This window comes from Enterobacter sp. Crenshaw (assembly GCF_024734705.1).
Taxonomy (GTDB): domain Bacteria; phylum Pseudomonadota; class Gammaproteobacteria; order Enterobacterales; family Enterobacteriaceae; genus Enterobacter; species Enterobacter asburiae_B.
Map to the genome: position 1 here is coordinate 2,427,582 of NZ_CP102932.1, position 20,111 is coordinate 2,447,692.

The 20,111-nt window shown below is 56.2% G+C and carries 18 protein-coding genes; 9 read left to right on the plus strand and 9 right to left on the minus strand.

All coding sequences use genetic code 11. The features are described 5' to 3' along the window. Window positions 1-5: 5 nt before the first annotated feature. From NWV12_RS11655 to NWV12_RS11665, 3 genes are read left to right on the plus strand one after another with little or no spacing between them, the layout of a single operon-like run. A complete protein-coding gene (locus tag NWV12_RS11655) occupies window positions 6-1,163 on the plus strand; it encodes a branched-chain amino acid ABC transporter substrate-binding protein (protein ID WP_048981256.1) in 1,158 nt (385 codons plus the stop codon). Between the two features lie 18 nt (window positions 1,164-1,181). Continuing rightward, window positions 1,182-1,664, plus strand: a complete 483-nt coding sequence (locus NWV12_RS11660) for an L-2-amino-thiazoline-4-carboxylic acid hydrolase (RefSeq protein ID WP_048977579.1) — start codon at window positions 1,182-1,184, stop codon at window positions 1,662-1,664. Continuing rightward, window positions 1,661-2,887, plus strand: coding sequence for a Zn-dependent hydrolase (locus tag NWV12_RS11665; protein WP_048981254.1), 1,227 nt, complete (start codon window positions 1,661-1,663; stop codon window positions 2,885-2,887). The genes NWV12_RS11660 and NWV12_RS11665 overlap by 4 nt, the downstream gene beginning before the upstream one ends. A gap of 39 nt (window positions 2,888-2,926) precedes the next feature. Here NWV12_RS11665 and NWV12_RS11670 read toward each other — a convergent pair whose 3' ends face one another. Both NWV12_RS11670 and NWV12_RS11675 read right to left on the minus strand, forming a co-directional pair. Next, window positions 2,927-4,810 carry a potassium transporter Kup gene (locus NWV12_RS11670; RefSeq protein WP_048981389.1) on the minus strand — a complete coding sequence of 628 codons (1,884 nt, stop codon included), beginning with the start codon at window positions 4,808-4,810 and terminating at the stop codon, window positions 2,927-2,929. Between the two features lie 77 nt (window positions 4,811-4,887). Continuing rightward, window positions 4,888-6,375 (minus strand): MFS transporter, encoded by a 1,488-nt coding sequence (locus NWV12_RS11675; RefSeq protein WP_048983637.1) that lies wholly within the window; start codon window positions 6,373-6,375, stop codon window positions 4,888-4,890. Between the two features lie 116 nt (window positions 6,376-6,491). Between NWV12_RS11675 and NWV12_RS11680 the strand changes: the two genes are divergently transcribed. Next, window positions 6,492-7,085, plus strand: coding sequence for a TetR family transcriptional regulator (locus NWV12_RS11680; RefSeq protein WP_048978827.1), 594 nt, complete (start codon window positions 6,492-6,494; stop codon window positions 7,083-7,085). Between the two features lie 66 nt (window positions 7,086-7,151). On the opposite strand, the gene nhoA is transcribed toward NWV12_RS11680, so the two are convergent. Further along, complete coding sequence (gene nhoA / locus NWV12_RS11685) at window positions 7,152-7,997, minus strand: N-hydroxyarylamine O-acetyltransferase (RefSeq protein ID WP_048978826.1); 846 nt, start codon at window positions 7,995-7,997, stop codon at window positions 7,152-7,154. A gap of 109 nt (window positions 7,998-8,106) precedes the next feature. On the opposite strand from nhoA, the gene NWV12_RS11690 reads away from it, so the two are divergent. Then, window positions 8,107-8,679 (plus strand): flavin reductase family protein, encoded by a 573-nt coding sequence (locus NWV12_RS11690; RefSeq protein ID WP_033145657.1) that lies wholly within the window; start codon window positions 8,107-8,109, stop codon window positions 8,677-8,679. Between the two features lie 35 nt (window positions 8,680-8,714). Here NWV12_RS11690 and fusA read toward each other — a convergent pair whose 3' ends face one another. Beyond that, window positions 8,715-10,814 (minus strand): elongation factor G, encoded by a 2,100-nt coding sequence (gene fusA, locus NWV12_RS11695; RefSeq protein ID WP_039262847.1) that lies wholly within the window; start codon window positions 10,812-10,814, stop codon window positions 8,715-8,717. 160 nt (window positions 10,815-10,974) lie between these two features. On the opposite strand from fusA, the gene NWV12_RS11700 reads away from it, so the two are divergent. After that, window positions 10,975-11,277: a helix-turn-helix transcriptional regulator gene (locus NWV12_RS11700; protein WP_033145659.1), complete on the plus strand. Its 303-nt coding sequence runs from the start codon at window positions 10,975-10,977 to the stop codon at window positions 11,275-11,277. Window positions 11,278-11,345: 68 nt separating this feature from the next. Here NWV12_RS11700 and NWV12_RS11705 read toward each other — a convergent pair whose 3' ends face one another. Next, a complete protein-coding gene (locus tag NWV12_RS11705) occupies window positions 11,346-11,801 on the minus strand; it encodes a GNAT family N-acetyltransferase (protein ID WP_048978825.1) in 456 nt (151 codons plus the stop codon). A 164-nt stretch (window positions 11,802-11,965) separates the two neighbouring features. Here NWV12_RS11705 and NWV12_RS11710 point away from each other — a divergent pair, with 164 nt between their 5' ends. Next, window positions 11,966-13,444 (plus strand): PLP-dependent aminotransferase family protein, encoded by a 1,479-nt coding sequence (locus NWV12_RS11710; protein WP_048978824.1) that lies wholly within the window; start codon window positions 11,966-11,968, stop codon window positions 13,442-13,444. A gap of 27 nt (window positions 13,445-13,471) precedes the next feature. On the opposite strand, the gene NWV12_RS11715 is transcribed toward NWV12_RS11710, so the two are convergent. Beyond that, window positions 13,472-14,107, minus strand: coding sequence for a helix-turn-helix domain-containing protein (locus NWV12_RS11715; protein ID WP_048978823.1), 636 nt, complete (start codon window positions 14,105-14,107; stop codon window positions 13,472-13,474). 121 nt (window positions 14,108-14,228) lie between these two features. Beyond that, window positions 14,229-15,560 (minus strand): 2-hydroxycarboxylate transporter family protein, encoded by a 1,332-nt coding sequence (locus NWV12_RS11720; protein ID WP_033145663.1) that lies wholly within the window; start codon window positions 15,558-15,560, stop codon window positions 14,229-14,231. A 404-nt stretch (window positions 15,561-15,964) separates the two neighbouring features. Here NWV12_RS11720 and NWV12_RS11725 point away from each other — a divergent pair, with 404 nt between their 5' ends. Together NWV12_RS11725 and NWV12_RS11730 are read left to right on the plus strand one after the other, a co-directional pair. Continuing rightward, complete coding sequence (locus NWV12_RS11725; protein WP_023311961.1) at window positions 15,965-16,912, plus strand: AEC family transporter; 948 nt, start codon at window positions 15,965-15,967, stop codon at window positions 16,910-16,912. A 32-nt stretch (window positions 16,913-16,944) separates the two neighbouring features. Further along, window positions 16,945-18,630, plus strand: a complete 1,686-nt coding sequence (locus NWV12_RS11730; protein ID WP_048978822.1) for an NAD-dependent malic enzyme — start codon at window positions 16,945-16,947, stop codon at window positions 18,628-18,630. Window positions 18,631-18,675: 45 nt separating this feature from the next. Here NWV12_RS11730 and NWV12_RS11735 read toward each other — a convergent pair whose 3' ends face one another. After that, on the minus strand, window positions 18,676-19,677 hold the full coding sequence (locus NWV12_RS11735; protein WP_048978821.1) for a Kdo(2)-lipid IV(A) acyltransferase: 1,002 nt from the start codon (window positions 19,675-19,677) through the stop codon (window positions 18,676-18,678). Between the two features lie 194 nt (window positions 19,678-19,871). Continuing rightward, window positions 19,872-20,102: a tautomerase PptA gene (gene pptA / locus NWV12_RS11740; protein WP_023335848.1), complete on the minus strand. Its 231-nt coding sequence runs from the start codon at window positions 20,100-20,102 to the stop codon at window positions 19,872-19,874. Window positions 20,103-20,111: the final 9 nt, after the last annotated feature.

A 20,111-nucleotide genomic window follows, 5' to 3' on the forward strand; every position in this document is an offset into this window, starting at 1 on the left:
ATACAATGAAAACAGTAAAAATCAGTGCGCTTAGCGCCGCTATCCTCCTCGGCAGCTTTGCCTCTACCGGAGCCTGGGCCGCCGATGGCGAAACCGTGGTTATCGGTCTGGCAGGCCCGCTCACCGGCCCGTCTGCCCGTATCGGTAAGGATCTGGAGAACGGCGCGCAGCTGGCCATTGACGACATTAACAAGCAGCACCCGACCATCGGTGGCAAAGCGGTGACCTTCAAGCTGCAGTCCGAAGACGATCAGTCCGACCCGCGCACCGCCGTGGCCGTGGCGCAGCGTCTGGTGGATAGCGGCGTGGCGGGCGTTGTCGGTCACTGGAACACCGGTACCAGCATTCCTGCCGCACGTATCTATCACGATGCGGGCATCGCACAGGTGGCACCGGTCGCGACCGGTCACGCCTATACCAGGCAGGGTTTTGATACCAGCTTCCGCGTGATGGGCCACGACGACGACGGCGGTCAGCTAGCCGGTCAGTACGCGGTCAATACGCTGAAAGCCAAACGCATTGCGGTGATCGACGACCGTACCGCCTTTGGTCAGGGACTGGCGGACCAGTTTATTAAATCCCTTGAAGCGCAGGGCGTGAAGGTTGTCGATCGTCAGTACGTTGATGACAAAACGGTGGACTTCAGCGCCGTGCTGACCGCCATCCGGAGTAAAAACGCCGATCTGATCTTCTTCGGCGGCGTCGACAGCCAGGCCGCACCGCTGGCGCGTCGTATCAAACAGCTGGGCATGAACGCCACCCTGATGGGCGCAGGCGGATTTGTCAGCCAGACGTTCCTGCAGCTGGCGCAGAAAGAAGGCGAAGGCGTGGTGGCGCTGGAGCCGGGTCTGCCCGTTGACCAGATGCCGGGTGGAAAGTCATTCGAACAGGCCTATCAGGCCCGCTACCACACCCATATCGAACTGCACGCCCCGTTCGCCTATGACGCCACCCGCGTGCTGGTTGCGGCGATGGAAAAAGCAGACTCCGTTGAGCCGTCCGACTATCTGCCCGCCCTGCGCGCCATCAGCTACTCCGGCGTCACCGGCCAGATCGCATTTGATAAAGAAGGTAACCTGAAATCGCCGTCGTTCACCGTTTACAAAGTTGTCGACGGCAAATGGCAGCCGCAGACCGTGCTGGGTGGCGCAAAAGCGAAGTAACGTAGCGAGGGCAATGTGATGAGTGATAATAACGAGCTGGGCATTCTCGCCCGCCGCAAAATTGAAGCAGAAATTATTAAGCCAATTTATGAAATCCTGGTGCGCGAGATAGGGAAATCCCGCGCCCAGGCGGTCATTGGCGAGGCCATTGAGCAGGCCGCGATTGACGCTGGCAAAGCGTTTGCCAGCAAAGAACCCAACGGCGCGGACGTCAGGAGTTTCATCGCCCTGCAGTATCTGTGGGAGAAAGATAACGCCCTGGACGTGAAGGTGATCGACGCCGACGACCAGCAGTACAACTACAACGTAACCCGCTGTCGCTACGCGGAGATGTATCACGAAATGGGGCTGGGCGAGATTGGTCATCTGCTCTCCTGCGCGCGCGATGAAAAATTCATCGTTGGCTATGCGCCTGACGTGAAGCTGACCCGCACGACCACCATTATGCAGGGCGGTTCGTGCTGTGATTTCCGCTACCGCAGCAGTAAGGACAAGACATGATCCGCGTCAACGCCGAACGGCTGTGGTCAACGCTTGAGATGATGGCGCAGATCGGCGGCACGCCCGCCGGCGGCGTGACTCGTCTGGCGCTGAGCGAGGAGGATCGTATTGCGCGTAACCTGCTGCGCGACTGGGCGCTGGACGCGGGTTTCAGCTGCGAGGTCGACAGCATGGGCAATATGTTTATCCGTCGCGCGGGGAAAAACCCGCAGCTTGCCCCGGTCATGACGGGTTCACATGTGGATACCCAGCCGCTGGGCGGTAACTACGACGGGGTTTACGGCGTGCTGGCCGGGCTGGAGCTGCTGCGAACCCTTAACGACCATAACGTTGAGACTGAACGTGACGTTGTGCTGGTGAACTGGACTAACGAAGAGGGCGCGCGCTTTGCGCCAGCCATGCTCGCTTCAGGGGTCTGGACGGGACAGTTTAGCGAAGCGTACGCCCATGCCCGCGCGGATAACGATGGTATCACCGTGGGCGAAGCGCTGGATAGCATTGGCTACCGGGGTGAAGCCCCTGCCCGCGCGTTTCAGGTTCACGCCTGCTACGAACTGCACATCGAACAGGGCCCGATCCTGGAAGATGAAGCCATTGATATCGGGTTAGTCCGCGCGGCAATGGGCCAGCGCTGGTTTACCCTGACGCTGGACGGATTCGCCGCCCACGCGGGCACGACGCCGATGCACAGCCGCCGCGACGCGCTGACCGCCTTCGCAGAGCTGGCGCTGAAGGTGGAAGAGATTGGCTACCGGCATGCGCCGGACGGACGCGCAACGATCGGTATGGCGAAGGTTACGCCAAACTCGCGCAACGTCGTGCCGTCTCGCGTGGAATGCAGCGTTGAGTTTCGCCATCCTATGCAGCAGGCGCTGGAAACCATGGAAGCGGCGCTGCATAAGGTGGCTGAAAGCCTCAGCCTGCGCGGCGTCGCGGCTGCCGTTGAGCGTATTTTCGACTACGCGCCCATCGCGTTTGACGCCGAATGCCTGGCGCGTTCGGAGAAGGCCGTGGCGGAACTGGGCTATTCGTCGAAACCGATGGTCTCCGGTGCGGGACATGACGCCTGCTATGTCAGCAAAATGGCGCCCGCCAGCATGATCTTTATCCCCTGCGTGAAAGGCATCAGCCATAACGAAGCGGAAAGGATCCTGTCAGAGTGGGCGGAGAAAGGGGCGAACGTGTTATTGCATAGCGTCCTGTCCGCGTCCCTTGAGAGATAGAACGGTGCGAAAGCAGAGGACCTCTGCTTTCGCCAGAGTCTACACGGCAACGCGTCGGCTGATTTCGACAACCCGATCGCTGGGAAGGTGATAGTGGTTGATGACGTGCGTGCAGTTGCGCTTCATGAACGCATAGATGTGCCGTTGCCAGGCCGCCATACCTGCCTCACCCTCGCCTGCCACAATGGTTTCATGCCCGACATACCAGGTGGCGTCATCCGTGGCAAAAAGCGCGTTAATCTCGCTGACACCCTGCAGCAAACGCGGGATGTCCGGGTGTTCCATAAAGCCATATTGCGCCACGCCGTGCCAGTAGCCCGGCGCGCGCTGCTCTACCCTGATCCGTTGTTCTTCCCCCACGTAGGGCACATTCAGAATATCAATGGTAAGCGACAACACATCCTGCTGTAGCGCCCGGTTTCGCGCGACGTGCCAGCGCATGACCGGCGGGATATTGTTCTGTGTCCGGGTCAAAAAGACGGCGGAGCCCGCCACCCTGGGCACCGTTTTTTGCTGAAGCTGGGCAAAGAACGCATCCACGCTGACGCCCTTCTCGCCCACCGATGCGGATACCGCCTTAACGCCGCGGTGCCAGATCAGCATCACCGTACAAATCGCTGCGGCCATCAGCAGCGGAATATAGCCGCCCTCCAGGACCTTAATCAGATTGGCAAACAAGAAGGTGGCATCAATCACCAGGAAGCAGAGGGCAATCACCGCGCTGCTGGCCAGGCTCCAGCGCCACACTTCGCGCATTGCCACAAACAGCAGCCCCGTGGTCATCAGCATGGTTAACGACACGGCAATGCCGTACGCGGCGGCGAGCTTATCGGAAGATTTAAAGAACACCACCAGCCCGATGGTCACCCCCATCAGCAGCCAGTTGATTATCCCGATATAAATCTGGCCGTAGCTTTCCGCCGCCGTCTGCTTGATGCGCAATCGGGGTAACCAGCCAAGCTGTATGGCCTGGCGCGTCATGGAAAAAGCGCCGGTGATAATCGCCTGGCTGGCAATGATCGTCGCCAGTGCGGCAAGAATGATGAGCGGAACCTGCAGCACCGGCGGACAGAGCGTATAGAAAAGGTTTTGTTTGCTGTCGGCACCGGCCAGAATCAGCGCTGACTGGCCGGCATAGTTGAGCAGCAGCGAAGGAAAGACGATGCCGTACCAGGCAAGCCAGATGGGCTTTTTGCCAAAATGCCCCATGTCTGCATACAGGGCCTCGGCCCCCGTCACGCAGAGAAAAACGCCGCCCAGGACCAGGAAACTGGTGTACCCGTTCGAAAACAAAAACGCGATGCCGTACGCAGGGTTGAGGGCCAGCAATACCGAGGGGTGTTGAACGATCCCCCGCACGCCCAGGGCAGCAATCGCCAAAAACCAAACCGCCATAACCGGGCCAAATATTTTCCCTATTCGCGCAGTCCCAAAAGGCTGAAGAAGAAACAGCGCCAGCAGAACCGCCACCGTCAGGGGCAATATGTACGGCTGAGATTCAGGAATGACCATCTCCAGCCCTTCAAGGGCAGAAAGCACGGAGATTGCCGGGGTTATCGCGCCGTCACCGTAAATTAAAGCGGCACCGATCAGGGCGGAAAAAATAACCCAGCGCCCGCCTTTGCCTTTCTCCACCAGAAGCGACATTAAGGCCATGATGCCCCCCTCGCCATGATTATCAATTCGCATGGCAAAGGCGGCATATTTTATGGACGTTACTAGGATGAGTGTCCAGGTAATCAGGGAGAGCAGGCCCAGTATGACGCCGGGCGTAGGGTCATGCTCAGAGAGCGACAGCACCGTGCGGAAGGTATAGAGCGGGCTGGTGCCGATATCACCAAAAACGACGCCCAGCGCACCCCCTGCAAGCAGGGTTAACCGGGAGAACGGTTGGGACGGTTCACTGCTGTGGCGAGGGCTCATATTTTCCAGCAAGAGTCAGATAATCCTTTAAAAAACATAGCCCATCTGCCCCACCCGCGCCAACCGCGCGCCCTGTATTACTGCGGCCTGGCCTTCGCCAGGCTGAACCAGATCCCCACTGCCAACAGCAGCAGCATGCCGCCCGCGCTGCCCAGCGCCACGCTGTGCGAGGTGATAAACGCGCTTTTCGCCGCGTCAATCACCGACTCCGCCAGCGTCGGGGTCAGATCCTGCGCCACCTTCATCGCCTCGCCAATGGATGACGAGGCTTTATCGACGAGCGAGGCGTTCAGCCCCTGCGGCAGGTCAATCGACGCCGAGAAGCTGCGGGTCAACAGCAGGCCAAAGATGGCGATCCCCAGCCCGGCGCCCAGTTCATAGGACATGGTTTCAATGGCCCCCGCGGCGGCGGCTTTCTCTTTCGGCGCAGCGGCCATAATCGCCGATGTCGAGGCCAGCAGCGCGCTGGCGGCGCTAAAGCCGAGCAGCACCATCAGGGCAGAAGCCAGCAGCTGCTGCGTGCTGAAATCAAGCATCGACAGGCCGATAAAGCTGACGGCGCTGAGCCCCATTCCGCCAGCCGCGACGATGCGTAGCCCTAATCGCCCGACCAGCACGCCCGCGATCGGACCGCTAAACCCGCTCGCCACCATCAGCGGCAGCATGAACATTCCCGCTTCAAACGGCGTAAAGCCATGAACAAACTGCAGCTCCTGGGCCATCAGCAGCTCAAACCCGACCAGGGCAATCATGGCGGTCATCGCCATCACCACGCCGCTCAAAATGATGCGATGGCAGAACAGACGCATGTCGATCATCGGCACGCGGGCGCGGAGCTGAATACGCACGAAGATAAACAGCAGCACCGAGCCGGTAACCAGCGCGGACGCGACCACCCACGGCGACAGTGCGCCTTTGAGGGCTGTTTTTGCGCTGTAGACCAGCAGCAAAATCGCCACTATCAGCATAATGGCATGGCTGATATTCAGCGGCTGCTCCGGGCGTCCCTGCTGAGGAGGCACAAAACGCGCGGCCAGCGAAACCACCACCAGCACGATCGGCACGTTGATTAAAAACACCGAGCCCCAGTAGAAATGCTCGAGCAGCATACCGCCAATCAGCGGGCCAAACGCCGCGCCACCGGACCCCACCGCGGCCCAGACGCCGAGCGCAATATTACGATCCCGCGCGTTGATAAACAGCGTGCGGATCCCAGCCAGCGTAGCCGGAATAATCATCGCCGCGCCGATTGCCAGCGAGGCGCGCGCCGCAATCAGCCACCCTGCTGACGGGGCAAACGCTGCCGCCAGCGACGACAGGCCAAACAGCGTGCTGCCAATCATGAGCAGTCGTTTAAAACCAATGCGGTCACCCAGGGCGCCCATCGGCAGCACCATTCCCGCCATGACCAGCGAGTAAATATCGATGATCCACAGCAATTCATTGCCGCTGGCGCCCAGCGTCATGCTCAATGTCGGCGCCGCCACGTGCAGCACCGTCGCGTCGATCGCCACCGGGATATACACCAGCACGATAATCACTAACGCTAACCACTGACGAAACATAAATTTCCTTTTCTTTTAAAACATGGACACATGTCCAGGATGCGATCCTACGTAAAGTTGAACGCATGTCCAGCTTTTTGTTACACTCGTTTCATTCCCATTGAGAGTGAGTAAACATGCGATATCTGAGCAAGGATGAACGGCGGGAAGCCATCTTACAGGCCGCCATGCGCGTGGCGCTGGCTGAAGGACTGGCGGCAATGACGGTACGCCGTATTGCTGCCGAGGCCGGAGTCGCCACCGGCCAGGTGCATCATCATTTTACGTCCGGCGGCGAGCTAAAATCGCTGGCCTTCGTACGGCTAATTCGCGAGCTGCTGGATGCGGATGTCGCGGGTAAACAGGCCGGCTGGCGGGAACAGCTTCATGCCATGCTCGGCAGCGATGACGGGAGGTTTGAGCCCTATATTCGCCTGTGGCGTGAAGCGCAGATCCTGGCCAGCCGCGATGCCGACATCAAAGGTGCCTATGTGATGACCATGGAGATGTGGCACCAGGAAACGGTGGCGCTTATCAAAGCGGGAACGGAGGCCGGGGCATTAAATCCGGGCGATCGAGCGGAAAATATTGCCTGGCGCTTGATTGGTCTGGTGTGCGGTCTTGACGGAATGTATATCTTAAACATGCCCGAAATGGACGAAGCCGCCTTTAACAACCATCTTGATAAATTAATCACGCTCGAGTTGTTTTCTAGCTCGTCTCAGCAGTGATGTTGCCGGGTGCGGCTACGCCCTGCCCGGCTTACGGTACGGCAAAGGGGCCGACCCCTTTGCGCATTATTTCCCGGCCTGAGGATGTGTATCAAAGCCCGCCATTACCGCCGTCAGCTCCGCCAGTGAAAATCCGTGTTTTGCATCGTCAACGCCCAGCCCAAAGCGTTCCTGCATCAGCTGGTAAAGCGCCTCAGCATCCGGCAAATGGATCTGCTCTTCTACGTGACCGTTCTGCCAGTGGGTAAAGTTGAAGTTGGTTAGCGTCAGCTTGCCGCCGTCCGGCAGATGGCGACACATCAACAGATGATGACGGAAATGCGACTGCGGCCAGTGCGCCGACCAGAAATTCCCCATCACGTAATCGCTGAAATACTGCGTCGTCAGGTCAAACTGGTACATCGACTGCCAGTGCTCGTGGTGACGGAACTGCAGCACCCAGTCGTTCCCCTCGCTCAGCAGACGATACAGCCCGTGCGGCGTCTCCTGTTCTTCATTAGCGAGCAGTCGAATCGGCGCCGTCAGCGTCTGGCCGCCAAACCCCACATCGGCAATCCAGCGCTCACCGTTAAGCTCAACCAGCAGCAGACGGTGCGTGCGCGGAGGCATTTGCGGCGGATTCGCTAATACCACGCGCCCCAGCACGCTACGCACCGTAAACCCGACTTCACGCAGGACGCGCTCGAACAGACCGTTTTGCTCAAAGCAGTACCCTCCGCGACGTGCGGTGACCAGCTTGTCGACCAGACACCGATCGTCAAGCTGGATTTCGCGTGGCAGAACGACATCAATATTCTCAAAAGGGATGGCACAGTTGTGATGTAAATGCAGCGCGCGCAGGGTATCGATATCCACCCGCGTCGGTTGCGCCCAGCCGATGCGGGCAAAATAGGCGGTCAGAAATGGGGACATGCATCAGTTTCCTTTGATTGAGATGTTCTGTTTATAAACTAATTTTACGCATCCACTTTGATTTACGTGCTTTTTCGTCATACTACATCGGTGTAGATGAGGAGATCCTATGAGCCACTTTCGCCCCGTTGAATTACGTCATGCCAGCCGTCTGCTGAACCACGGCCCAACTGTGCTTATCACCAGTCGGGATGAAAGCCTCGACAGACGCAACGTGATGGCCGCCGCATGGTCAATGCCCGTTGAGTTTGAACCGCCGCGCATCGCAATAGTCGTGGATAAAAGCACATGGTCGCGCGAGCTGATTGAGCGCAGCGGGAAGTTTGGCATCGTCATCCCCGGCGTGGCGGCGGCCAACTGGACATACGCGGTCGGTAGCGTCAGCGGGCGCGATGAGGACAAATTCAACTGCTACGGGATCCCGGTCGTGAACGGTCCTGAACTTGGCCTGCCGGTAATTGAAGAGAAATGCCTGGCGTGGATGGAGTGTCGGTTATTACCCGTCACCTCCGCGGCAGAAAAATACGATACCCTGTTTGGTGAAGTGGTTTCAGCGGCAGCCGATGAACGCGCGTTTATCGCCGGGCGCTGGCAGTTTGACGGGGATAAGCTGAATACGCTGCATCATCTTGGTGCCGGGACGTTTGTCGCGAGCGGGAAGATGGTGAAGGCGCTGGATTGAGAAAACCCTCCCCCTATTGGGAGAGGGTGACCTTACTACTTCGCACGTCGTGAAATAATCTCATCCGCAACATTCCGCGGGGCTTCCGCAAAATGATGGAACTCCATCGTATACGTCGCGCGTCCCTGGGACATTGAGCGCAATGTCGTGGCATAACCAAACATCTCTGCCAGCGGCACGTCAGCGCGAATAATCTGACTTCCGTACTGCTCTGCCATCCCCTGCACCATGCCGCGGCGGGAAGAAAGATCGCCCATAATGTTACCGGCGTACTCCTCCGGCGTTTCCACCTCCACGTGCATGATCGGCTCGAGAATCACCGGATCCGCCCTGCGGGCGCCCTCTTTGAAGCCGAGGATCGCCGCCATGCGGAACGCCATCTCAGACGAGTCGACGTCGTGATACGAGCCAAACGTCAGCGTCGCTTTGACATCAACGACCGGATAGCCCGCCAGAACGCCGCTGTTCATCGCTTCCCGCAGCCCTTTCTCAACGGACGGGATATACTCGCGCGGCACCACGCCGCCCTTGGTGGCATCTTCAAATTTAAAGCCACTTCCGGGCTCCAGCGGCTCCAGGCTCAGCACCACATGGCCGTACTGCCCTTTACCGCCGGACTGACGAACAAATTTACCTTCGATATCCTTCACCGTTTTACGCAGGGTTTCACGGTAGGTTACCTGTGGGCGGCCAATGTTCGCCTCGACGCCAAACTCGCGCTTCATTCGGTCGACGATGATCTCAAGGTGTAGCTCACCCATCCCGGAGATAATGGTCTGGCCGGACTCTTCGTCGGTATGCAAGCGGAAAGACGGATCTTCCGCCGCCAGACGCTGCAGCGCGATCCCCATTTTCTCCTGATCGCCTTTGGTTTTCGGCTCGATCGCCAGCGAGATAACCGGATCCGGGAACTCCATGCGTTCAAGCGTGATCACGGCATTCGGATCGGTGAGCGTGTCGCCGGTAGTCACATCCTTCAGCCCAACGCAGGCCGCAATGTCTCCGGCGCGCAGTTCGTCCACCTCGTGGCGATCGTTGGCATGCATCAGCACGATACGCCCGATGCGCTCTTTCTTCCCTTTAACCGGGTTGTACACCGCGTCGCCTTTGCGCAGCACGCCAGAGTACACGCGGATAAAGGTCAGTTGACCGACGTACGGGTCGCTCATCAGCTTGAATGCCAGGGCCGAGAACGGCTCATCATCGCTTGGATGACGCTCCGCGTGCTGCCCTTTTTCATCCACGCCATCAATGGCAGGCACGTCCAGCGGCGATGGCATGAGCTCAATGACCGCATCGAGCATGCGCTGCACACCTTTATTTTTGAACGCGCTGCCGCACAGCATCGGCTGAATTTCACCCGAGATGGTGCGAATACGCAGCCCTTTGATAATTTCCGCTTCCGTCAGGTCGCCGGTTTCCAGGTATTTGTCCATCAGTTCATCGCTGGCTTCCGCCGCCGCAGAGACCATTTTTTCCCGCCATTCCTGGGCGGTACTGACCAAATCGTCCGGCACGGGCGCATAGGTAAACACCATGCCCTGCGTCGCGTCGTCCCACAGAATGGTGCGCATCTTGATGAGATCCACCACGCCGGTGAAATGATCTTCTGCGCCCACCGGGATGACAATCGGCACCGGATTGGCCTTCAGGCGCTCCTGCATCATCCGCACGACGCGGAAGAAATCGGCACCCGGACGGTCCATTTTGTTGACGAAGGCCAGACGCGGAACGTGATATTTATTGGCCTGACGCCAGACGGTTTCCGACTGGGGCTGCACGCCGCCCACGGAGTCATACACCATCACAGCGCCGTCGAGCACGCGCATGGAACGTTCCACCTCAATGGTGAAATCCACGTGGCCCGGGGTGTCGATGATGTTGATCCGGTGCGGCTCATAGCCTCTGTCCATACCCGGCCAGAAGCAGCTGACGGCCGCGGAGGTAATCGTGATCCCGCGCTCTTGCTCCTGCGCCATCCAGTCAGTGGTTGCCGCGCCATCGTGTACTTCACCCAGCTTGTGGCTCATCCCGGTGTAAAACAGGATGCGCTCAGTGGTGGTGGTTTTACCGGCATCGATATGCGCGGAGATACCGATGTTGCGATAACGTTCGAGAGGGATGGGTCGGGGCATGATATTTCCTTAGTCACTATGACTTGTCTGTGACGACCAGGATGGTCGTGCATTCGTTCGTTTGCTATAATAGTCCTATTGTACGAGTATTATCGAACTATTTTTTAACGGTTGACCTATTGTTGATATAGCTCAATCTGACGCCAAACGCAGGAAAACGATGATCCCAAACCACCCTGAAACTGAACAAATACTGCTGGAAAATGTGCTGTTTGCCCTCGGCAATCCGCTCCGGCTTGCGATCATTCGCCGTCTGGCCGATGGTAGCGAACTCAGCTGTAACGCGCTGCGCCCGGAGGATGTAGTGAAATCGACAATGACCCACCACTGGCGCGTACTGCGCGACAGCGGCGTTATCTGGCAGCGCCCGCAGGGGCGGGAGAACATGATTTCGTTGCGAAGAGAGGATCTGGATGCCCGTTTTCCAGGGCTGATGGAGATACTTTTACAAGCTAAATCATAAGGATATACCTGTTATCCCCTGAAAAATGCCCCGTAAAGATGTAAGGGGCATAATGTCAGCAGAGGGATTTATCTTACGTGCATACGATATTCAATCATTCCACTTTTCTTCGCAATCCAGTCGTACAATCGTTGCCCGCGATAATTGGCTTCATGCGTATGCCAGTAAAGGTGACTGGCATGATGTTTTCTCGCTTCTCTCTGAACATATTCTATTAACTGTTTGCCAATGTGTTTGCCCCTGAGCGCATCACAGACATATAAATCTTCGAGGTAGCAGTAATCGCTCTCAGCCCATGTCGAACGGTGAAAAAGATAATGCGCAAAACCCACTACGTCTCCATTACATCGTGCCACCACGCAGAATAGAGGCTCAACGGGGCTGAAAAATCGTTGCCAGGTTCGTTCAGTAATGGTCCCGGACAGATCGACGTTGTAAAACGCCTGATATTTTCCCCATAGTGGCATCCAGCTTTCAAAATCACGTTCTTTAACTGCCTCAATTATCACGCTCGTATTATTCATATTGCCTCTTTGCTCACCCGTTTATTCGTTTCAGGAAGAGTGTATTAGCTGAACGGCACGTTTTGCCCCGCCAATTCTCGCCATCAAGGCAGACCAATTTTTCATCCTGCTGCGTGCAATATTGCTTTAGAATCAAGAGATACAGAGGGAAAGTGGACAACGTAATGTTTAAGCACGCGCAGCTAGAAACGGTTAAGGCATGGATTAACGACCCCGCTAACGGATCGCTACCGCTTCATGAAAGGATCCAGAGAGCAATACGAATGCTGATACTGGAAGGGATATTATCTCACGGTAAGGCCCTTCCTGCTTCACGCGCGCTGGCGGCTTCTCTCAGCGTTTCCCGGGACACCATTGAAGCGGCCTACTCCAGCCTGCATGCCGAAGGTTTTATTGAGAGACAAACAGGCAGAGGGAGCTTCGTCTCTTCCAGCGCGCGTTTTTTAAAACCCCGTCCTCGACAGCATCAGCCAACCGCTGAGATACGAAAAGCAAAACTCAGCGTCCGAGGAAAGATCGTTTATGAAAGCGGCGGGATCCGCGAGTTTTCTTCACCTCGCCCCCTTGCGCCCGGCATTCCTGAAACCCGCATGTTTCCCCTTCCTATCTGGGAGCGTCTTCAGCGACAGGTACTGAAGGAGTTTCAGCACCAGGCGTTAGAGCAAAGTCCACCCCAGGGTATAGAACGCCTGCGACGGGCAATTGCGGAATATGTCAACCTTGAGCGCGGAACGCGTGCGAGGGCAGAACAGGTCATCGTTCTGACAAGTTCTCAACAGGCGCTTGCGCTCTGTTCCCACGTGCTGATGGACGCCGGGGATGGCATTGTCATTGAAGATCCCTCCTATCAAGGGGCACACAAAGCGTTCAGCGCTGCAGGGCTTCTCTGTATTCCGGTTCCTCTTGATGAAAAAGGCATCTCGGTTGACGGGCTTAATTCTCTGACCGAGCCTGCCAGGGCGATCTACCTTACGCCTTCTCATCAGTACCCCACCGGGGTGACGCTCTCTCTTGACCGACGACTGGCAGTTGTTAAATGGGCAAACCGTTACGGAGCCTGGATTATTGAGGATGACTATGACAGCGAGTTTCACTACGAAGGTAAGCCTATGGCTAGTCTTCAGGGGCTTGATACGTATAACCGGACAATTTATATCGGCACGTTCACCAAGTCTCTGTTCCCTGGGCTGCGAATTGCCTACATGATCGTTCCCTCAGAATTGACAGAGCCCTTTACCATGGCGAGGACATTAATGGATGGTCACACCGCCTCAATAACCCAGCTGACTCTGGCTAAATTTCTGGAGGGAGGTCATTTTGGCGCCTATGTTCGTAAGATGCGGAGTATTTATGTTGCTCGTCGCGACACGCTGGCAAGCATGATGGACGAATATCTCTCCGAATATGTTACCTGTGAAACGCCTGCGGGGGGAATGCAAATGCCTTGTCACCTGAAGCACGGCATATCCGAGAAAGAAATAGCCACCGCCGCCCGACGCGCGGGTGTTGATATACTTGGTCTTACCAATTTATATGCAGGTCCCCCCGCGTCCACCGGTTTTTTGATGGGATTTGCTGCTTACACGGAAAGGGAAATAGAAGATGCTGTAAAAAAACTGGCCGCAATTTTCCGTCATGTTTGATGCCGTCGACCGGTCAGCGGCGAATACTCATTCCGGGCGAGCAAGGCTATAAACAGGGATCCGCCGGGTTGTTTTGGTGAGCGTATCAAACACCTCGGCGTCGGACGTCGCGATCCTCATCCCCGTTTTGCGTAATCTCTGCACATCGGCCGCGATGCGCTGAATGCCAAACCAGAAAAGCCCGTCGAGTGCCGTCACCGACAGCCCGTTTTCCAGCGCCAGCCTGAGGCGTTCCTTCGGGGCTTTAACCTGCTGGGCAATTTGCCGGTAAGGCAGTTCATTGCATCCTGTCGCGTCACTGCGCTGGATACGCGTTTTCAGCTGATAGGTAAATTCGTCAGGTATTCCGTCGAGATCCCTTTTCAGGCTATAGACGCAGCCAAAGCGCTTGCCGTTAAACAGAACATTTTTCTGACTGAGCTGAAGCTCTTTTCTGACAATGTCTATCAGCTGGGGCGCACGGGTAAGGAGCAGCCTGAAGGGCAGCTCGAAGCTGGTGACGTAATCCACATTAAGCAACGCGAGACGCAGCCGCTCCTCTGCACCGGACTGTTGCTCACGACACTCCTCCATCACCTCTGCCCACTGGCGCGTCAGGCGCTCCGGCTCGGCGGCTTCGGTAAGGAGATATTTTTCAATTTGATAATCAACTCTTCCGGTCATCGTGTGGTATCCCGTCGCTGTGGGTGCGGTAATTCTATACAGCGCGGTGAGTTTTATAAAGGACTGAACCGCAGCGGCACCCTGAAAATGTCGTTGCGATTCAGCATCCTGACGTTTCGGATCAGTGCGCCATTATCCAGCCCATCAGCAGCGTGGCGAAAATCACCGTCGACGCGCCGCCGATGCGGGTGGCGATCTGCGCGAACGGCATCAGCGACATCCGGTTAGACGCGGACAAAATGGCCACGTCCCCCGTTCCGCCCAGCCCGCTGTGGCAGCAGGTCACAATGGCCGCTTCCACAGGATACATATTCAGACGCGACGCGATAAAGTAGCCGCTCAGCGCCATCGCAATCACGACCGAACCGCATACCACCACGTATCCCACCGAGAAGACCGACACCACGCTCTCAAGCGGCACGTATAACATTCCGAGGCCGATCATCAGCGGCCAGACCAGCGCAGCCGAGACGAATTTATAGCAGCTGTGCGCGCCCTGCTCCATTGAGGCCGGGATCACCCTGAAGTATTTACACAGAACGGCAATCAGGATCATCAGCACCGGGCCGGGAATGTGTACCAGTTTTTCAAACAATCCGCCGACGATGAAAAACGCGCACACCATCAGCAATCCACCCCCCATCAGATGAAAATCCGTCTGTTGCGTGCTTTGCGCCCCGGCAAACAGGCTGGCGTCGTCTTTACTCCGCGTAAGCATGCCATTTCCCGAAAGCGCAGGACGTTTCGCGCCGAGACGCGCCAGCGATCCCGCACAAATAATGGCGAAGATATTCCCGACGACCGCAGCGGGTGCCAGCTGCGCAACGTAGACGTCCGGCGTCTGCCCCAGTATTGCCGAATAGGCCAGGGACAGCGGCAAAATCCCCTCGCCAATCCCGCCGCCGATGATGGGCACAATGATGAAGAAGAAGGTGTGGTAAGGCGTATAACCAAACAGTGAGCCCACAATGAGGCCGCTCAGCACGGCCATGCATGTTCCGGCCACCAGCGGAACAAACATGCGCATCATCCCCTGGATCAGCAGCACCCGGTTCATCCCCAGAATGCTGCCGACCACCAGGCAGGCGATGACGAAATAGAGCAGATTCGCCTCTTTCATCAGCAGATGCACGGTATCAAGGGTATGTTTCCCGAATACGCCAAAATAGACCAGCACGGAGGGGACCATCAGGCACAGGATCGCCGGGCCGCCGATATCTTTCAGCACCGGGATTTGACGCCCTACTTTGGCAAACGCGAAGCCGAGGGTCATGATGACCGCGAGTCCACCAATCATATTTTTTGGCAGCAGCCCTGCCCAGGCGGACGTCGCCACAATCGCGGCGATCCCGACGAACAGCATCAACGGGACCGTGCCCACCTCGGTATTGTTGAGCCCAAAGGCAAAACGCGAGGTCGACAGTTCAGAAGTCGGTACAGGATTATCTTTCATATAATCACCTGAATTTGTGTTCGGATAAACAGAGAAAGGAATAACTGAAACTATTCCTGATACGAATAAATGTTCTTAAATATAAATAAAGACTTAGATGGCCTTTTCTAAAAACAGGCTCAACATGAAATTAGCACGGGCCTGCCGGAATAAATGTGAACAATTCGGCTCTTTGCGTTTAAATAACTTAATTCAGCATTAAGTAACTAAAGTTATTTATGGCACCCATTGTCGCTTTCTTGCGTCTTATCAATATTTGACGAAAGTATTAGTTATCCAACTAATGCAATCCTTTTGAAATTAATAAAACCAGAGAGAGTGTGACCCTTGTCACTCCTGCCCTGCTTTCTAAGCGCTAGATTAGCGCTGCAATAAAACACATAAAATACCCTACAGGAAATACTATGCCTTCATTACTATTACAGTCACTGTTTCCGCTCGTCTTTATAATGTTACTTGGATGGCTAAGTGGAAAGCTGGGATATTCCCGGCGAGAAGATGCAAACGTCATGGCAACCGTGGTGATTCGTTTCGCCCTTCCTTTCCATCTTTTTATCGGTGCACTGCATACCGACCCGAATAAAATTAAGAACCTGACCTTTATGGCCGTTTTAGTTGTCGGTTTAATGGGGTCGTATTTACTGACGCTATTTATTTCGCGCTACGTTTTCCGCCACGATATCAAAACCAGCGCCATTCAGTCTCTGGTTTGCGCCTTTCCGGATATGGCCTACTTTGGCGCACCGGTCCTGGCGGTATTGATTGGGCCGGAAGGATTTATCGGCGTGCTGATTGGCAATATTATTACCAGCGTTATCATGATCCCTCTGACTATCGTCCTGATTCGTATGGGTGATAAAAACGGTCAAGATGGCCTGGAGGCACTGCACCCGGGCGCGATGATCGTGCAAAACCTCATCAAGGCGGCGCGCAATCCTATCGTCTGGATCCCGGTCTCCGGCGTATTGCTCAGTCTGGCAGGCGTGCAAATTCCTTCCATTCTCAGCATGCCCATCGAAATGGTTGGCAAGGTTTCAGGCGGACTGTCCCTGTTTGCCCTCGGCCTGCTGTTTTACGGTGAGCGTCCAAAACTGAACGTGCAGACGTTTACCAACATCAGTATTAAAAACCTTATTCAGCCGGCAATGATGGCCGCCGCGGGGATCGCCTTTGGCCTGAGCCACACCTTACTGCAGCAGGTCGTCATTATTGGCGCAACGCCTTCCGCGATTGCCGCAGGGATGTTTGCCTTACGCAGCGATACCTATATTGATACCGCATCCTCTTCCATATTAATTGGCACTGCCGTCGGGGTCGTGACCGAAGGCATTATGATCTATTTCATCTCTTAATCTGCTTTAAATAAAAAATTCAGGAGTTAACCATGTCCCGGAAAGAAGTTCTCTACACCCCCTATAACGGGGCCGTATTGCTGGAAAATCCGCTGCTAAATAAAGGACTCGCATTCATTAAAGAAGAGCGTGACAATTTTAATCTGCACGGGTTATTGCCGCACAACGTTGAAACCATTGAAGAACAAACCGAGCGCGCCTGGGTGCAATTTTGTCATTTTAAAAGCGATATTTCGCGTCATGTTTACCTGCGAAATATTCAGGACACCAATGAAACGCTCTTTTATAACCTCCTGCGTTCGCATCTGAAAGAGACGTTACCGATTATCTATACCCCGACGGTCGGTGAAGCCTGCGAGCATTTCTCCACGATTTATCGACGCGCGCGCGGCCTGTTTATTTCATGGCCTAACCGCCATCGTATTGATGAGATGCTGCAAAGCTTTTCGCGCAACGACGTTCGCGTGATTGTGGTGACGGACGGGGAACGTATTTTAGGGCTTGGCGATCAGGGTATCGGCGGAATGGGTATCCCAATTGGCAAGCTGTCGCTGTATACCGCCTGCGGCGGGATCCATCCGGCCTCTACCCTGCCGATAATGCTGGATGTCGGCACCAATAATCAGCAACACCTCGACGACCCGATGTACATGGGCTGGCGCCACCCGCGCATCAGCGACGATCAGTACGCTGAGTTTATGGATATGTTTGTCAGCACCGTTAAAGCGCGCTGGCCCAATGTGCTCCTGCAATTTGAGGACTTTGCGCAGAAAAACGCCACCAGGCTGCTTCAGCGCTACCGCGACCAGCTGTGCTGCTTCAATGATGATATCCAGGGCACGGCCGCCGTGACCGCCGGTACGCTGATGGCGGCGGCCCATGCCGCGGGCACGCGCATTCGCGACCAGCGCGTGGTCTTCCTGGGCAGCGGCTCTGCCGGATGCGGAATAGCTGAAAAAATTGTGGCGCTAATGGTGGATGACGGCCTGGCCGAGCCGGAAGCGCGCAGCCGGATCTTTATGGTCGATCGCTTCGGCCTGCTGACCGACGACATGACCAACCTGCTCGATTTCCAGAAAAACCTGCTTACCGCGCGCGACGCCGTATGCAGCTGGCAGGTTGACGCGAAGAACATTTCCCTGCTGGACGTGGTGAAGAACGCGCATCCCACGGTGATGATCGGCGTTTCGGGCCAGCCGGGGCTGTTCAGCGAAGAGATTGTCAAAGAGATGCATCGCCACTGTCCGCGCCCGATCATCATGCCGCTCTCGAACCCGACCTCGCGGGCGGAAGCCCAGCCGCAGGATCTTATCGCCTGGACCCAGGGGGCGGCACTGGTGGCCACCGGCAGCCCGTTCGCCCCGGTATTCTGGGAGAATGAACACTACGAGATCGCCCAGTGTAACAACGCCTATATTTTTCCGGGCCTGGGGCTGGGCGTACTGGCCTGCAACGCGCGCCGGGTGACGGAAGAGATGCTGATGGCAGCAAGCCGCAGCCTGGCCGCGCAGTCTCCGCTGATCACCACGGAAAAAGGCGGATTGCTGCCGCCGGTAGATCAGATTGAAACGGTTTCACGCCAGATTGCCGTTGCCGTCGCCCGGGCCGCGATTGAACAGGGCGTGGCTCCGGCGATAGATGATGAGACGCTGATGGCGCGTATTGAGAAGACCTGGTGGCAGGCGGACTATGCGCCGTACCGCAGGTCTGCGCTGTAAGCCTCGATCCAGCCCTCGCTGCACGGTGAGGGCTGGATTGCTGCCTCAGTGCTGGACGCCCGATCGGTCAGAAAGATCGGCGGCGGACAGGATATCAGCCCGTGGTGCCACGCTCTTGCGGCGGGCATACCGGTCAGGCTGACCTTCAGGACGCGTTTTGAAGCGCCGGTGCAGCCACATATACTGTTCTGGCGCCATCCGTACCGCCTGCTCAATCGCCCTGTTCATCTGCGTCGCAACAGATTCTTTATCGCCCCCCTGCAGCGCCTCGCTGATATCCTCCAGAATAATCAGTTCGTAGCCGGTACCGTCCGCCCTGCGGCGCGGCACAAAGGGAATGACGGCTGGCTTAGCGCTTTTGACCAGCATATAGCTTCCAGCGGTCGTGGCGGCATCCGCAACCGCAAAGAACGGCACAAAGACGCTATTGGTTTTGCCATAGTCATGGTCCGGGGCGTACCACAAAATTTCATTCTGCTTCAGCGAGCGGATCATGCCCTTTAAATCATGACGATCGAGCATGGTTTTATTGGAGCGCAGGCGCCCGCGCGTCTGAAGCCAGTCCAGCAGCGCGTTATTATTCGGACGATACACCCCAATGCCGGGGTTGAGCATGCCAAAGATCCGCGCGCCCAGCTCAAGGGTGAGAAAATGCATGCCAACGAGCACCACGCCATTTCCCTTTGCCCGCGCCTTTTCCATGTGCTCATAACCCGTCACGGTAAAGCATTTCTTCACCCGCCACGCGGGCCAGAACCATGCCATCCCGGTTTCGATTACCCCCATTCCTACCGATTCAAAATTACGCTGCAGCAGTGACTCTCGCTCCGCCTTTTTCATCTCCGGAAAACAGAGTTCCAGGTTGCGGCGGGCAATCTCAACGCGGCGCGGAAGCAGGCGCATCGCCAGCCGTCCAAGACTGTGGCCGATTCGGAACAGCAGCGGATAAGGGAGCAGCATGATGAGCCACAGCGCGGTGATGCCAGCCCAGCTTAGCCAGTAACGAGGGTGAAGAAAGGCGAGTGAATAACGGGGTAATTTTGTCATGAGAAAATTATCCTTTAGCGTGTCTGTCCTTAACTGATTCTGTTTGAGATCTTTCCTAAGGATTGATGGGCTGTCAGCCAGAAACGTAAAGTGTAACGGATAAGATAAAACGCATTTTTATCGATTTTTGCGAAAAAGCGGGAAGACGAGGCGGGGAAAAACCGGGGAGAAGAGTTCCCCCCCGGCAATTGCGCTTACATTGAATAGCCTGGCTTTTTGATTAATTCGTCCAGCTTCGGTCCTATTTCGGTATCCCAGACCTGCGCTTTCCAGTCCTCCTGGTTCACCTGATTCAACGCAACGGACACCGAGCTGTCTTTGCTGTTGAAATGGCGAATAATGACCTCAGCAATATCCTCGGCCAGTGCGGTTTTTTGTTCGTCGTTCAAATCACGGGGAAAACATTTGATATCTACGTGTGGCATATGCAGGCT

Coding starts and splice junctions, on each gene's coding strand:
- fusA (WP_039262847.1), bottom strand. CDS start 10,814: ATGCCCCGACCCATCCCTCTCGAACGTTATCGCAACATCGGTATCTCC.
- NWV12_RS11710 (WP_048978824.1), top strand. CDS start 11,966: ATGTTTAAGCACGCGCAGCTAGAAACGGTTAAGGCATGGATTAACGAC.
- NWV12_RS11665 (WP_048981254.1), top strand. CDS start 1,661: ATGATCCGCGTCAACGCCGAACGGCTGTGGTCAACGCTTGAGATGATG.
- NWV12_RS11735 (WP_048978821.1), bottom strand. CDS start 19,677: ATGACAAAATTACCCCGTTATTCACTCGCCTTTCTTCACCCTCGTTAC.
- NWV12_RS11715 (WP_048978823.1), bottom strand. CDS start 14,107: ATGACCGGAAGAGTTGATTATCAAATTGAAAAATATCTCCTTACCGAA.
- NWV12_RS11720 (WP_033145663.1), bottom strand. CDS start 15,560: ATGAAAGATAATCCTGTACCGACTTCTGAACTGTCGACCTCGCGTTTT.
- NWV12_RS11730 (WP_048978822.1), top strand. CDS start 16,945: ATGTCCCGGAAAGAAGTTCTCTACACCCCCTATAACGGGGCCGTATTG.
- NWV12_RS11680 (WP_048978827.1), top strand. CDS start 6,492: ATGCGATATCTGAGCAAGGATGAACGGCGGGAAGCCATCTTACAGGCC.
- NWV12_RS11675 (WP_048983637.1), bottom strand. CDS start 6,375: ATGTTTCGTCAGTGGTTAGCGTTAGTGATTATCGTGCTGGTGTATATC.
- NWV12_RS11705 (WP_048978825.1), bottom strand. CDS start 11,801: ATGAATAATACGAGCGTGATAATTGAGGCAGTTAAAGAACGTGATTTT.
- NWV12_RS11660 (WP_048977579.1), top strand. CDS start 1,182: ATGAGTGATAATAACGAGCTGGGCATTCTCGCCCGCCGCAAAATTGAA.
- NWV12_RS11670 (WP_048981389.1), bottom strand. CDS start 4,810: ATGAGCCCTCGCCACAGCAGTGAACCGTCCCAACCGTTCTCCCGGTTA.
- NWV12_RS11690 (WP_033145657.1), top strand. CDS start 8,107: ATGAGCCACTTTCGCCCCGTTGAATTACGTCATGCCAGCCGTCTGCTG.
- pptA (WP_023335848.1), bottom strand. CDS start 20,102: ATGCCACACGTAGATATCAAATGTTTTCCCCGTGATTTGAACGACGAA.
- NWV12_RS11725 (WP_023311961.1), top strand. CDS start 15,965: ATGCCTTCATTACTATTACAGTCACTGTTTCCGCTCGTCTTTATAATG.
- NWV12_RS11700 (WP_033145659.1), top strand. CDS start 10,975: ATGATCCCAAACCACCCTGAAACTGAACAAATACTGCTGGAAAATGTG.
- nhoA (WP_048978826.1), bottom strand. CDS start 7,997: ATGTCCCCATTTCTGACCGCCTATTTTGCCCGCATCGGCTGGGCGCAA.
- NWV12_RS11655 (WP_048981256.1), top strand. CDS start 6: ATGAAAACAGTAAAAATCAGTGCGCTTAGCGCCGCTATCCTCCTCGGC.